This is a genomic window from Pseudomonas ficuserectae, assembly GCF_024584585.1.
GTDB lineage: Bacteria > Pseudomonadota > Gammaproteobacteria > Pseudomonadales > Pseudomonadaceae > Aquipseudomonas > Aquipseudomonas amygdali.
Genome location: NZ_CP085684.1, coordinates 4,599,904 through 4,613,176, shown reverse-complemented (window position 1 = coordinate 4,613,176; position 13,273 = coordinate 4,599,904). Strand labels below are relative to the sequence as shown.

Annotated in this window: 9 protein-coding genes and 1 pseudogene; 5 read left to right on the top strand and 5 right to left on the bottom strand. The window is 49.7% G+C overall.

Translation table 11 applies throughout. The annotated features are described in order from the left end of the window. The first annotated feature begins 62 nt into the window (after positions 1-62). The 5 genes from LJU29_RS20350 (at position 63) to LJU29_RS20330 (ending at position 4,557) form a co-directional block, all read left to right on the top strand. Positions 63-1,874, top strand: a complete 1,812-nt coding sequence (locus tag LJU29_RS20350) for a DEAD/DEAH box helicase (protein ID WP_257111125.1) — start codon at positions 63-65, stop codon at positions 1,872-1,874. A gap of 27 nt (positions 1,875-1,901) precedes the next feature. Then, positions 1,902-2,141 carry a hypothetical protein gene (locus LJU29_RS20345; protein ID WP_257111124.1) on the top strand — a complete coding sequence of 80 codons (240 nt, stop codon included), beginning with the start codon at positions 1,902-1,904 and terminating at the stop codon, positions 2,139-2,141. 6 nt (positions 2,142-2,147) lie between these two features. Continuing rightward, entirely contained in the window at positions 2,148-2,813 is a 666-nt protein-coding gene (locus tag LJU29_RS20340) for a DUF2290 domain-containing protein (protein WP_069076953.1), read from the top strand. A 256-nt stretch (positions 2,814-3,069) separates the two neighbouring features. Beyond that, the gene (locus LJU29_RS20335; protein WP_257111123.1) at positions 3,070-3,975 is read left to right on the top strand and encodes a hypothetical protein; all 906 of its coding nucleotides are present in this window, start codon (positions 3,070-3,072) and stop codon (positions 3,973-3,975) included. A gap of 408 nt (positions 3,976-4,383) precedes the next feature. Beyond that, the gene (locus tag LJU29_RS20330; protein WP_442628259.1) at positions 4,384-4,557 is read left to right on the top strand and encodes a transcriptional regulator; all 174 of its coding nucleotides are present in this window, start codon (positions 4,384-4,386) and stop codon (positions 4,555-4,557) included. A 572-nt stretch (positions 4,558-5,129) separates the two neighbouring features. Here LJU29_RS20330 and LJU29_RS20325 read toward each other — a convergent pair. The 5 genes and pseudogenes from LJU29_RS20325 to LJU29_RS20305 form a co-directional block, all read right to left on the bottom strand. Next, the gene (locus LJU29_RS20325; RefSeq protein WP_057421829.1) at positions 5,130-5,723 is read right to left on the bottom strand and encodes a hypothetical protein; all 594 of its coding nucleotides are present in this window, start codon (positions 5,721-5,723) and stop codon (positions 5,130-5,132) included. Positions 5,724-5,736: 13 nt separating this feature from the next. Then, on the bottom strand, positions 5,737-9,960 hold the full coding sequence (locus LJU29_RS20320; protein WP_257111121.1) for an RHS repeat-associated core domain-containing protein: 4,224 nt from the start codon (positions 9,958-9,960) through the stop codon (positions 5,737-5,739). Positions 9,961-9,965: 5 nt separating this feature from the next. Further along, complete coding sequence (locus tag LJU29_RS20315) at positions 9,966-10,433, bottom strand: DcrB-related protein (protein WP_046719818.1); 468 nt, start codon at positions 10,431-10,433, stop codon at positions 9,966-9,968. A 503-nt stretch (positions 10,434-10,936) separates the two neighbouring features. Beyond that, positions 10,937-11,386, bottom strand: a pseudogene (locus LJU29_RS20310) (IS5/IS1182 family transposase); the annotation flags it as partial. 764 nt (positions 11,387-12,150) lie between these two features. Then, a complete protein-coding gene (locus tag LJU29_RS20305) occupies positions 12,151-13,131 on the bottom strand; it encodes an IS5-like element ISPsy2 family transposase (protein WP_054078085.1) in 981 nt (326 codons plus the stop codon). Between the last annotated feature and the right edge of the window lie 142 nt (positions 13,132-13,273).

Sequence of the window (13,273 nt, the reverse complement as noted above, 5' to 3'; positions counted from 1 at the left end):
ACAAGCCTTTGAATGCGGCAACCGATCATCACTGGGATTTTATTCTTTTGGAGTGAGGCTTAATGGACTTTGTATTCGGCAAAAAGAAAAATCCTCAGGCGGTTGATGAGTTAGTTCAGTCCCTCCGAGTCCTCGATATTGAGGGTAGCCTATATATCGGTTACCCGATTTTTGAAGTTAATGAGAACGCGGTGCTTACTGATGCGCTGATGGTGACAAAAGATCACGGCGTGGTGGTATTTGATCTGAGTAATACAGCAGAGGATGATCCAGTCATTGTTGAGGAATATCAAGACGATTTATACAGAGGGTTGGTTAAGCGTTTTTTGGCTGAGAAGGGGTTGGTAAACAGACGCGATCTCTCCATCCAAGTAAACGTTTTATCTTTTAGGCAGGATACACTTGAAGGTGTAGACTCATGCACCCCAGATACAGTTGTTTCGACTGTCCAGCAGTTTGCTGGTATTTCTGACGAGCAATTCAAACTCGTAAATGCTTCGATTCAAAAGACATCAGTTCTTAAGCCTACTAAAAAAAGAACAAAGGTTAAAGATGACGGGTCTTTAGGTTCAACTATAAAGAAAATTGAAAAAGAGATTGCGAATTTAGACCGGTGGCAGAAGAAAGCCGCAATTGAGTCGCCAGATAAACCCCAGCGGATAAGAGGGCTTGCTGGATCTGGCAAGACAATTATTCTTGCTATGAAAGCTGCGTACTTGCATGCGTATAATCCTGAGCTTGTTATTGCCGTTACTTTCCAAAGCCGATCTCTTTACCAACAATTGGAAAGGCTTACAGATAAATTTTATTTTGAACACAAACAAGAAGATACGGATCCAAACTTTCTTAAAATTCGTCATGCTTGGGGTAGTACTAGAGAAGTCGGTATTTATTCAGAGATATGTAGTCAGATTGGCATTTCACCATTGAATTTTATGGATGCCAAACAAAAATATACCCGTGAAACTGCTTTTGAGGGAGCTTGCCAAGAAGCTCTTGATGCAATCAATGGCGTTCAAGTTGAGCCCTTGTATGATTATTTGCTTATAGATGAAGCTCAAGATTTTCCGGTTTCTTTCTTTAAATTGGTCTATAGATTTGTACGCAGTCCTGAAAAATTAATCTGGGCCTATGATGAGTTACAAAATTTAGGCAACTTCACCATGCTTCCGGCGGATGAGCTTTTTGGGTGCTCCCCTGAGGGTGTTGCACTTGTGCATCTTGAAAATGAGCCAGGTCGTCCTCAGCAAGATATTATGCTGCCGATTTGTTACAGGAACCCTCCTTGGACACTCACCCTCGCTTTGGCTCTAGGACTGGGTATCTATCGTGATAGCGGGCCCATACGCATGTTTCCGGACCCTAGGTTTTGGAAAGACATCGGTTTCGAGCTCGTGTCTGGGGAGTTGTCCCTTGGGAAAACAGTGTCGCTACAGCGCTCATCTTCAAGAACTCCCGACTATTTTTATAGCTTGATGAATGTTGATTCAGCGATAGGATATCAAGCTTTCGATACTAAAGAGTTACAAGGTAAGTGGGTGGCACAGCAGATTCAGCGCGATGTCACTAGCGGTGAACTTGAGTTTAGCGACATCCTGATAGTTTTCCCTGATGCATATACTTTAAATAGCGAGTCCGCTTATGTGATGCACGAGTTGAGGAATTTAAGTTTAAATTGTCATGTTGTAGGGAAAAATAGCAGTCAGGATGTGGTTTTCGTTGAGGACTCTATAGCGATAACGCATATCCATAGGGCCAAGGGTAACGAAGCTCCCATGGTTTACGTCATGAATGCGCAATACTGCTGTTCTGGTTTCGATCTAGGGAAAAAACGAAACTCGCTATTCACTGCTATTACTAGGGCTAAGGCCTAGGTGAGAATTACTGGTGTTGGTACTGTAATGCAGTCTCTGGTCAAGGAAATTGATCAAGTCTATGCAAATAATTTCATGCTTAATTTTAAATATCCAACTCGGGAGCAGTTGGATGAGCTGGAGAATGCATACAAGGATAAGTCACCTGATGAGGTGCAGGAGCTTTATCAAGGATTTGGACAGATAAAGAAAATTAAGCGTCTTTTGAAGGAAGGGAAAATAGCTTTGGAGGATCTGCCAGACGACCTCCGTGATATCTTTGAGTGACTGACCATGCCTATTCAGTCTGAAGAGTTAATTGGGGCTATTAATCAGCTGATTTTTGAATGGCAAAAAACCGGGTTGATAATCGATTCAAGGAACCATCAGGCCTATCAAAAATCGAATGGTTTGGTAGAGGTGACTTGGGGTAACGATGGATATGTTCTGAAAGAAAACGATTTCTCAACCCTGAGCGAATACTGCTCGTTAGTGGAAAATCGACAGTATTCAATGTTGCTCACGGATGGTTCTTTTTTTCAAATTTCTTATGGGTTGCGCAGACGTGAGATTGTTCGCCATCGGCTCTGTTGGTATCCCTCACCTGTCAAATTCTCAGACGATCTAATGGATTCCGGACGCATCATTGATGAGGTCTTGGAGCGCATGGCTAAAGGAGACACGGGTTTCTTTCAGGCCAGAAGTCCTTTAAGGTTCGACTACTCTCCTGACGATGCCAACGAGTTGCATCCTGAGGTGCATCTCCATATAGGCCACGAGGAGTGCAGGATTCCTGTTAAATCGGCACTTAGTTTAAGGGCGTTCATGGTATTTATAGTGGACAATTTTTACGCAGATATTAGAGCAGGCTCTCGCTTACATCGCGATGCTTTGACTTGGTTTTGTGGGGATAAGCTTACACAGGATCAAAGGCAGAGAGTACATATCAATGGACTATAATGGTGGGCAAGGTTGCCGCTGAATTTATCTACCATGTCGTTTTTGCCAGAATTTTAAATATTCTGCTTATAACAATAGGTAGAGGTACGGTAGCTGGGTGAGGCTTTTATTCGAGAGGTTACTGGGTCTAGCTAATTACTGTCTACCCTGTTGCAGCAAAAAAGCATAGGGCGCTTCATTGCTATAATGTAATTATTCAATCAGTAGGGTGTATAAAGTGAAATATATTTATCTTGATTGGAACGTAATAAAGTACATGAAGGGTCAAGTGGTAACCGATAAGTATGATGGTCTCGAGTTTGAGAAGTTGTTCAAGAAGCTGTCAAAAAGGTTTAAATTTCCTTACTCCGAAAGTCATCTCCGGGATTTATTAGTTTCGGATAAAGATGATAATCCGAAGGTAAAAGAAGATCTAGATTATCTTATGTTTGTTTCAGAAGGATTTGGTGCATTTACTGTTGGTCACGATATTGTGATAAATGGATCTGATGTGTATGAGCATTTTGAATACTTAAAAAGTGAACCCGCTGCTTCAATGGATTTTGATGTGACAGGTGAGTCGTTTGAAATTGATACGGATAAGATGCATAGCGACTCTGCATATAAGAAATTAATTGAGGAAAATGACGGAGTGCTTGATAGTTCTGTAGTTAAGAGGTTTATTGAAAGTGCAGCTGTATCGATGGACGATCCTGATTGGTATAAAAATATAAGGGAGCAGATTTTTAGGCTTAAGAAGGATTTTGAGAGCGAGAGTAATACCGTTCTTGACCAAAAATCAGAGTATTATAAAAGTGTTTTGCCCTTTCTTGAGTTTTTAGCAGATGAAGCTGCTGCGGACCATCCGGACAAATTTCCTGCTGCTGTTCAGGGTTTTTTGTCGATAAGTGGTAAAAAAATTGAGGACCTGAAAAATTTAGATAAGCTGCATATCGGCTATCAGTTACTAGACTTTCATCCTGCTTTTAAAGAAAAAATCAAGAAGAAGAATAAGCCGTCTAATCTGGTGAGGGATATGTTGAGTGTAATCTTTGCCGCTAAGGCAACATATTATGTTAGTGAGGATGGCAATAGTAGAAAAAAAGCAAAGTATATTTATTCCGCTTTTTCGCTTCCGGTAAAAGTAGTAGGTATGAATGAGTTTGTCAGTAGATTTTGCTGATTTATCACGATGCACTAATGATTAGCGATCTTTTTTATGGAGAAGGTAGGGGCTGTAAGTATCCATCCTTTTGCCACTTGATTCTGATGGGATGGATGATTTTTCGCAGCTCGCAAAATGCGCTGATCGAAACATTCCCAAAAGGAAGAGACGTTAAGCGATAGCTTCGAACCGCTCTCTGCCGGTTTCCACTCAATATGTTTTGGCCAATTTTAATGTAATGATTGGTCTGCAGGAACTCATTTGGCTGGCATGTTATCGTGTAAATGTATGCATTTACGTGGCGGATAACCGGGAGGAAAAAGCATCTGTAGTCATGGCGCTCTAGGGCATATATCGCATAGCTTTGTACTGCGCAGTCAACAAAGAGGATGGCACCAGATGAAAAGCCGACCACACGACGAAGCCATGGCTGATCTATTTCGCTTAGATCCGGTCTATGCGGCCGAACTGCTGAGTGAAGTGCGCCGGAACGGCGACCCGGCTGAGCTGACTATTTTTTTGCGACAGATGGCTGAAGCGTTCGGACAAGACGTGGAGTGGAAGCTTGTCGACGCAGAGGCTAAATTTTCGTCAAAGTAGCAGCGTATGGCATATCTCATGGTATTTTCAGTTTATCTAATTTTAACATGCTGATATAAAAGGTACTTTACGTAGTATTTATAATAGAGTGGGAGTAGATCATGTTTGTAACGCTTTGATTTTTTATATAAATATTCTCAATATTTACGATAGTTTCTGCGTCATTAATGGCATTGGCCATGGTTGCAGCGCAGGCATCCTCAGCCAGTTATATCGATACCATGTTCGGTCATGTGTGCTGATATGGTATCCGGAGTTGTTAACGCTGGTGCAGAATTGATCCATCTGCCGACTTGGCAATGCCCCATGAGTGTTTAGTCCCAAGTCAGACCTGCTAACGCTTTACGAAGTGGAACCTTGGGTCAGCGAAATTTCGGCAGCTGGGGCAATTCTGCATCAGTCATGTCATTCCGGGCGGAGAGTCTCCTCTAGATAGGGGCATTTAAGTGAACGTTATAAAAGATATTAATAGGTGGCTGAGGCAAAGTTGGCAGCTACCTTGATAAGTAATTTTTAAAAGAGCTGTGGGCGAAAATATTTTCTTGAAAAATTAAATATCGATTCTCAAGATTTTAAAAGTCATCCCAAGGGGCGTATTCATAATTCTCATCTATTTTTTTAAATGATAGGCCAGCTAAACCTTGTTCTATATATTTGTCTAGAAATTCATTAGAGCAAACTACTTCATGTATCTCTTCGAAGTAAAATAAATCTGATTTTATGTTTTTCAGCACTACCAGTTTCTCAATGCGCTCGTATACCGGGGCATTAGATATTGAGGCGTCAATCTTAGGGTTAGTGTCAAGGGTGAATGTCGACATATCTAAATCCATTGCATTTATTCTGTCGGAAGCAATAAAAAAGAAGTATTCTTTCTCACTGACTTTGCCTTGAATATTAAGTTCAATGGGGCGACTAATATAAGAGCACCTAAGATGATCACAAATTTCCAATAATTTTTTAGACGCTAAGAAATGATCAGGCAGCCAGTCTGCATTAATTTTCGGAGTGTCAGCAATTGCACGATAATGAGAAGTAAGTGAACTCTCTACTGGATTTTCGCTTGGATAGTGAAACGTTGGAAGATCTGGTACCCACTCTAGATCAAAAAAATATGGCGCGCCCTCACCATTCGGTTCATAGCTGATTATATATAGATCTTTCATGATAATATTACCCTCATAGCAATCGGCCGGTTATAGCATCTATTTTAAACAGGCCATTCTCAAGGCCTTGCGAAGCCCAAGCCTGAATATTTTTTACTCCAAGAGCCAAGTCAATATCAGTTAAGCTGCCTAGGTTGTTATTCAGCTTCACTAATTTGTTTTTCACTGCTTCTGTGTATTGGCCGTGATTTGACCAATGCCCTGGCATTCCCGTAGTCTGAGCAAGATTTTTGGAGCCAGGAAGAAAAATACCATTTGAGGCCCCATCAGGATCCCAGCCAATACCTTTCAGTCTACCGAACATGGTTTTGAACTGTGGGCTCTTTATCAATTCTTCCGGCAACAGGTGATGGTTTGCCATTCCATCACCTGGCTTTGCTCCCATATTATTACCCAGCTTGGTAGAGCACCAACCTAGAGGATCAATCCAATTGTTAGGGCTGAATGTATGAAAATATAAGTTCGTGCCTCCTGATAACCCAATCGGATCCTGCGTAATAAACCGCCCAATCTCCGGGTCATAATACCGAAACGTATTGTAGTGCAGCCCCGTTTCGGCATCAAAATACTGCCCCTGAAACCGCAGGTTCTGTTCAACCTCGTTCACCACCAGTTTTTCAACCGCACCCCACGCCCGGTACTTCGCCTGCCAGACGATCTGCCCTTCGGCGTCGGTCATTTCCAGCGGTGTGCCGATCTGGTCGGTATGGAAGTAGTAAACCTTGTTCTCTACCTCGCCTTCTTTTTCATCCACGCGCGCCAGCGGCGCATAGCTGCCGGGCTCGTATATATACAGGCTGCTCTGTCCTGGACTTTCCTCACGCAGCATGCGCAGGCCTTGCCAGAGGAAGCGTTTGTGGTCGGTCTGGCCTTTGATCTCGGACTGTTTGGCAACGCGTCGGCCCAGGCTGTCGTATTGGTAGCTACTGGTGCTTTCCACCTGCGTATCGGCCATGGTCTCGGTTTTGACCAGGCGGTTTTCGCAGTCGTAGGTGAAGGTCTGCCAGCGCACGATGCCGACCACTTTTTCGATCAGGTTGCCCCAGGCGTCGTATTTGTATTCGTGGTTCGCCCACTGTTTGAGGCGGTTGTCTTTGACGTGGTCGAAACGACTGGTGTTGAAGTTCAGACGGTTGGCCGCGGCGTCGTAGCGGAATTCTTCGCCGTCGACCACGCGACCGGTGTTGCGCGCCAGCAACTGGCCGTTGGCTTCGTATTCGTACTGGGTTTCGCCGCGCAGTTTGTCGAGGGTGCGGCTCAGTTCGCCGGCCGGGTCGTATTCGTAGCGGCGGTGAATCGGGTTGTAGGCGTGTTCGACGTAGCGCTCTGGCTTTATGAGCGGGTTCTGGATCTGTGACAGTTTTTCCGCAGGCAGGGTGGTTGCGTACTGCCACGCTTTGCGGCCCATGCTGTCGTAGCCGAAGCAACTGGTGAGTTTGCCCTGGGTGCGGTAGACCTCGCGGTGCAGGTCGTCGCGTTCCATGTCGCTGATCAACTGGCCATCGAGGTTGAGCTGATGCAGATGACCGCTGCCGTAGTACAGGTGGTTCAGGTGCTGGCCGGTAGGAAGGGTCAGCGTGGTCAGGTTGCTGAGCGGATCGTACTCGTAGGCCAGCGCGCCCTGAGGCGTGGTTTCTTTGACGAGGCGGCCGAGCAGGTCGTAGGCGAAGTCGATCTTTTCAGCGGTGATGCCCAGTTTTCTGCCGGTGTCCGTCGGTTTGCGCTCGATTGACAGCAGTCGGTCGCCGTCGTCATAGGTGTAGTCCTGACGCGCGTCGTCGTTGAGTTTGGCCAGCAAACGGCCTATCGGGTCGCGCTCCAGATGGGTGCTGCGCCGTGGCTGTTCGCCTTTCTCGCCGTAGCCGATTTCCTCGACCTGTGTCAGGTGCCCGCCGAGGTTGTAGCTGAAACGGCGGGTGAGGTTATCGATGCGTTTTTCTTCGATCAGACGGTCTGCGTCGTCGTAGGCAAAGCGGTAGGTCGCATCGTTTTCGTTGGTCAGGCCGACGAGGCGAATGGCTTTGTCGTATTCGTAGGTGATGGTCTGGCCTTTGGCATCCTGTCGCCATTTAGGCAGGCCACGGCCGTTGCGCAGCAGTTGGGTGGTCTGGCCTTTGCCATCGGTGTGGGTCAGGACCTGGCCCAGTTCGTTGTAGGTAAAGGTCTCGCTGGTGCCATCCGGGTGGTTGATGCGCAGCACTTCGCCGTCGGGCTTGCGTTCCAGCGTGGTGGTGTTGTTCAGGGCATCGGTGACGGCCACGAGGTGGTGGCGCTCGTCATAGCGGTAATGCGTGCTTTTGCCCGAGCAGTCCTGAAAGCGCTGCACTTGCGCCAGGTTGTTCCACCACAGGTATTTGGACTTGAGCGTCGGGTCGACGATGGTGTGCGGCAGGCCGTCCTCACCGTTGAGGTATTCGGTCTTGTGGCCCAGCGCATCGATCTCGGCAACGAGGTTGCCTTTGGCATCGTAGTTTGCCTTCCAGGTACTGCCATCGGGGTAATCGACCTGAGTGATCAGCGTCGTCAGGTGGTGGTACTGGTAGCGAATACTGCGGCCTAGCGGATCGGTCTCCTTGAGCAGCCGAGCAAACTCGTCGTACTCGAACGCCAACTGGTTGCCATCGGGCAGGATCAGCCCGGTCATGTTGCCGGTGTCGTCGATCTCGATGACGTAGTGATCGCCACTGTAGTCGCGGCTCGAGGTGACGCGATGGTCCTTGTTGTAATGAATTTCCAGCTCGCGCCCTAGTACGTCGGTGACCCAGGTGGTGCGGGCCTCACGGTCGTAGCGGAAGTGGAAATGCTCACCATCGCTGGTCTGGTGTTCGACGACACGCGGCTGGCCGTCGATGATTTCCCAGCGGTACTCACAGGTCAGGCCCAGTGCGTTGCTGTAGCGGGTCATGACGCCATCGGTGTAACTGAAACGGCGCACTGAATCACCGTTGCGGTTGAACACCTCAGCGAGCTGACCGTTGCTGTCGTAGTGGTATTGAACCAGGGTTTCAACAGCCTCGTTGTCGACGATGCGCTTGACCGAGGTCAGGCGTGTCGTCACCTCGTCGTAGTGCAGGTGAACGCGTATGCCACCGGTGGCAGTGATGTCGGTCAGCGTGCCTTGTTCGGTGCGGGTGAAATGCAAGAACTGGCCGAGTGCGTTTTCGATACGATCCAGCGGGACCGGCTTGTTGTCGCCGGGCACTTCGCCGAAGTAGAAGAAGATGTTATCCAGCGTCTGCAACAGGTAATGACCGCCCTGGGTGCAAACCAGATAGACCTGCTCGTGGGGATTGTAGATGCGCTGGCCCGGCGCTATGTCCACGAACGGGACGGTACGGCCCTGATTGTCCGTGAGGTAGACGAAACTGCCGCGCTTGCGCAGGCTTTGTTCCCACGGCAGCACCCAGCCTTTGCCAAGCACGCTGTCCACATCCAGATTACTGGCGTAGAAGCGCGACCACTCGATGGGCATCAAGCCAGGCAGGCTGAAGTCAATTTCATCGGGGATCAGCTTGCGGCCCGTGGTGGTGTCGACCGGGTTGCCAGTCAGACCACCGATGGCACTGCGCGCCACCGGTTCTACCACATAGCGGCTGGCAACTTCGCCGGCCACGAAACCTGCTGTGAATTTAAGTGCGCAGGGCAACACTGCTTTCATGCCCGCCTGTGCCCCTGCCTTAAGCAGTTGGGCAATACCGCCCGCCGCGCCTGCCACCGCCATCAGCACATCGACGGTGGTGCGCAGCCAGCCTGGAATTTCGTCGTCTACCGGCAGATAGCGATACCTGCCGCCGCCGATGAACACGTTGTTGGAGCCGCCCGAGATGGTCGCGCCGCAGGTGAGTTTGTCGCCCTTGCGCGCCGCGGCCACGCTGTTGATGAAGACGTTGGTCGAGCCTTCGGCGATCCTGATCGGCCCCGGATGCTTTTCGCAGGCACCGATGCTTTTCTCGACATGCGCCGCCTTACGGTTGTTGATGTACACATTGGGCGAGGCCGTGATGATGGTGCCGGAAGGGGAGGAAAACATACTCCCGATTGCCTCTCCTGCGGCGGTGAGCAGGCTACCTCCGACGCCTGCTGCAAGTCCTGCCAGAAGAGCCACGCCGAACCCGCACGTGAAGGTTGCGATCGCCACCGTCGCAATGAGCGCAATACCGAGTACAGCCCCGATCAGGAATCCTCCCAGGGCGCCGGTATGCGATATTTCGTCACCAAACCGCGCGGCCTCGAACATAAGCGTTACTCCTGTTCGCGGGTGTCGGTTGGCGTGGTGTGAGGCACACGAGGCTGGAAACTGGTCAACATGTGATCCCAACCCTGGGTCTGCTCGTCACTGAAATCTGTCTGGGATGTTGTCGAGAACACAATCACGCGCTCGGGCTCGATCAAAAATGCCGCCTGACGCTGATAGTGAGGTCGCCCTTCGGTCATGTAATACGCGTCAATCTGAACGCCCTCGATAGGCGCCACCGTCGATAGCGAAACCGCTTTTCTGTTCAGGAGCGTATAACCGCGAAGCTTGGACGAAAGCATTTTGACCTGACGATCAACGTAAGTCTTGAGAAGCTCTGTGGACAGCAAGGTGTCTCTGGACACTGTAATGCTCAACGGGGCAGGGAGCGTCGATCCCAGCACAAACATGTTCACCGTGCGGTCCTGAAAACCTTCCGGCAGTGTGATGCTGCCTTCGTGCAACTCATAGTCCATGTGATAAGAATTCCTGAAGTCGAAAAATAAACAATCAGTGGGCGGCAAGACCACTCAACATGCTGTCAAAGTCGGCTACCCATGGTCATATACATATCCTTGAATGCGCCTACGGCTGCTACTGCGGAGAAATGCTAGCAAAAGGTCGGAAGCTGATGCCTTCAGCCAGTCTGCAGAATATTTCGTCTTGAAATATTTTTCTACGCTTGACGCCGATTCGAGAAGTGTAATGTCTCCTAAACGCTCGTAGGAGCCTTACTACAGCAGTCCCGCTCGGCTTCTACCGAACCAGCGCTTCAGACCGTCCAGAAAGGCAAAATTGCCACTAGCTATGCAGAAAGTAGCGCTTTTCTCTAGGGATGCTCTGAAATAGCCGGATATTTTCCGGCTACCGAATCCTCGGCACGTTTCAAAAAACGATGCATGTCGAAATTCGCTCAATCCTCTTCGTTTTTCAGCTCTTTCGGCCGCTGCAAAGCCCTTTGCAGTAACCATTTCCTGCATTACGCGCGCACCTCTCCTGCGTTCGCCAACAAATATCGGTGGGCCATCCACAGGTTTGACAGGGCGAACAACGTCACCATCTGCGCGGTGTTCTTTGCCAAGCCCCGAAAGCGCACTTTTTCATAGCCAAACTGGTGCTTGATTACCCGAAACGGATGCTCGACCTTGGCGCGAACCTGGGCCTTGGCCTTCTCGATTTTGCGGATCGCCTTGTACAAAGCGCTGCGTTTTCCGTGCTTTTTGTAAGTGCTGCGGCGAGCAGCAATTTGCCAAATGACCTTGCGGCCAGCATGTTGCTCGCGCTTCTCGACCCCGGTGCAACCTGCGTCGGCGCAGACTACGTTTTCCTTGCCGTGCAGCAGTTTGGCAACCTGCGTGACGTCTGCCACATTGGCCGCTGTGACTACCACGCTGTGCACCAGGCCTGACTCGGCGCCGATGTGAGCCTTGGCCTCGGCGAGCGCAGGCTTGTCGAACGACGCGATGCGTCGAGCAAGATTGTCGACAAATGCGTCAAGTTCATTATCGGGAAGGGCGCGGTTCTGGGCCGAAGCCGCAACCATGGCGACCAACCAATAACCGAGCGTGCAAGGGCTACTGCCGGCCGAGACCTAGGCTTTATGCCTGGATATGGTGTCGCCATTTTGAATGGACACAAGCGGAGTTGGCCCGCTGACGCGTTGTCGCGCTTCCCCTCGACGAGCGGAAGTAATTGCGCTGAGACTTAGCCGAGTCATTGGAGTAGATGCGTACCGGGTTGGCCTCGCAAAAAATCAGCTAAATAGGGGCGTGGTATTTTTCATGGTATCAGAAAGGCCAAAACATCGATAACCGCTCTAGATAGGGGTATAAATCTACCATTTATAATAGAGTGGGATGATTGGGCGTCCGGCATTGTCCGGCACCAACTAGCAAGAAATGCCCTGGAGCCCGCGTAATTGCGGGCTTTTGGCTTTTTGGGTCTGGCAAATTCTGGCAGCTTTGTGCATCGCCAAGCACTGTTGTTATGTGGCGCGCCCTATCAAACAGCCCCTCGCCACACTTCGCGCTGGCATCAATCTGTTTAGGGAAGGTCTGAAGTAGCCGGATGTTTTCCGGCTACCGAGTCCTCAGCACTTTTCAAAAAACGATGCATGTCGAAATTTGCTCAATTATCTTCGCTTTTTAGCTCTTTCGGCCGCTGCAAAGCCTTTTGCGGTAACCATTTCCTGCATTACACGCGCACCTCTCCTGCGCTCGCCAACAAATGTCGACGGGCCATCCACAGGTTTGACAGGGCGAACAACGTCACCATCTGCGCGGTGTTCTTGGCCAAGCCCCGAAAGCGCACTTTTTCATAGCCAAACTGGCGTTTGATGACCCGAAACGGATGCTCGACCTTGGCGCGAACCTGGGCCTTGGCCTTCTCGATTTTGCGGATCGCCTTGTACAAAATACTGCGTTTTCCGTGCTTTTTGTAAGTGCTGCGGCGGGCGGCAATCTGCCAAATGACCTTGCGCCCGGCGTGTTCTTCGCGCTTCTCGACCCCGGTGTAACCTGCGTCGGCGCAGACTACGTTTTCCTCGCCGTGCAGCAGTTTGGCAACCTGCGTGACGTCTGCCACATTGGCCGCTGTTACTACCACGCTGTGCACCAGGCCTGACTCGTCGTCGGCGCCGATGTGAGCCTTGGCGCCGAAATAGTACTGGTTACCTTTCTTGGTTTGATGCATCTCAGGATCGCGTTTGCCATCCTTGTTCTTGGTCGAACTGGGCGCGTGAATCAGCGTGGCATCGACGATGGTGCCTTGACGCAACGACAAGCCACGGTCGCCCAGATAACCATTAATTACGCCGAGAATCCCGGTCGCCAACTCGTGCTTTTCCAGCAGACGACGGAAGTTGAGAATGGTGGTTTCGTCTGGAATTCGCTCCAGGCTCAGGCCTGAAAACTGACGCAGGATGGTCGTCTCATACAGCGCTTCTTCCATCGCCGGATCGCTGTAGCCGAACCAGTTCTGCATCAGATGAACACGCAGCATCGCCATCAGTGGGTAGGCGGGCCGGCCACCTTCTCCTTTTGGATAATAGGGCTCAATCAGGGCAATCAAACCTTTCCAGGGCACCACCTGATCCATCTCGATCAGGAACAATTCCTTACGGGTCTGCTTGCGCTTGCCGGCATACTCGGCGTCGGCGAAGGTCATCTGTTTCATCATCGAAAAGCTCGGCGACTGGTGTCCGGAGATTTTGCCAAATTAGGAAGTCTTTTTCAGAGTTTCCTTAGCAATGCCAGAATGGCACCGGCTACCCGAATCAATGAATTCGGATTTTTACGGCACGGATGCGTACAGGTGG

Excerpts from the sequence above, each read along its gene's own strand:
- LJU29_RS20350 (WP_257111125.1), top strand. The coding sequence starts at position 63 with ATGGACTTTGTATTCGGCAAAAAGAAAAATCCTCAGGCGGTTGATGAG.
- LJU29_RS20345 (WP_257111124.1), top strand. The coding sequence starts at position 1,902 with ATGCAGTCTCTGGTCAAGGAAATTGATCAAGTCTATGCAAATAATTTC.
- LJU29_RS20340 (WP_069076953.1), top strand. The coding sequence starts at position 2,148 with ATGCCTATTCAGTCTGAAGAGTTAATTGGGGCTATTAATCAGCTGATT.
- LJU29_RS20335 (WP_257111123.1), top strand. The coding sequence starts at position 3,070 with ATGAAGGGTCAAGTGGTAACCGATAAGTATGATGGTCTCGAGTTTGAG.
- LJU29_RS20330 (WP_442628259.1), top strand. The coding sequence starts at position 4,384 with ATGGCTGATCTATTTCGCTTAGATCCGGTCTATGCGGCCGAACTGCTG.
- LJU29_RS20325 (WP_057421829.1), bottom strand. The coding sequence starts at position 5,723 with ATGAAAGATCTATATATAATCAGCTATGAACCGAATGGTGAGGGCGCG.
- LJU29_RS20320 (WP_257111121.1), bottom strand. The coding sequence starts at position 9,960 with ATGTTCGAGGCCGCGCGGTTTGGTGACGAAATATCGCATACCGGCGCC.
- LJU29_RS20315 (WP_046719818.1), bottom strand. The coding sequence starts at position 10,433 with ATGGACTATGAGTTGCACGAAGGCAGCATCACACTGCCGGAAGGTTTT.
- LJU29_RS20305 (WP_054078085.1), bottom strand. The coding sequence starts at position 13,131 with ATGAAACAGATGACCTTCGCCGACGCCGAGTATGCCGGCAAGCGCAAG.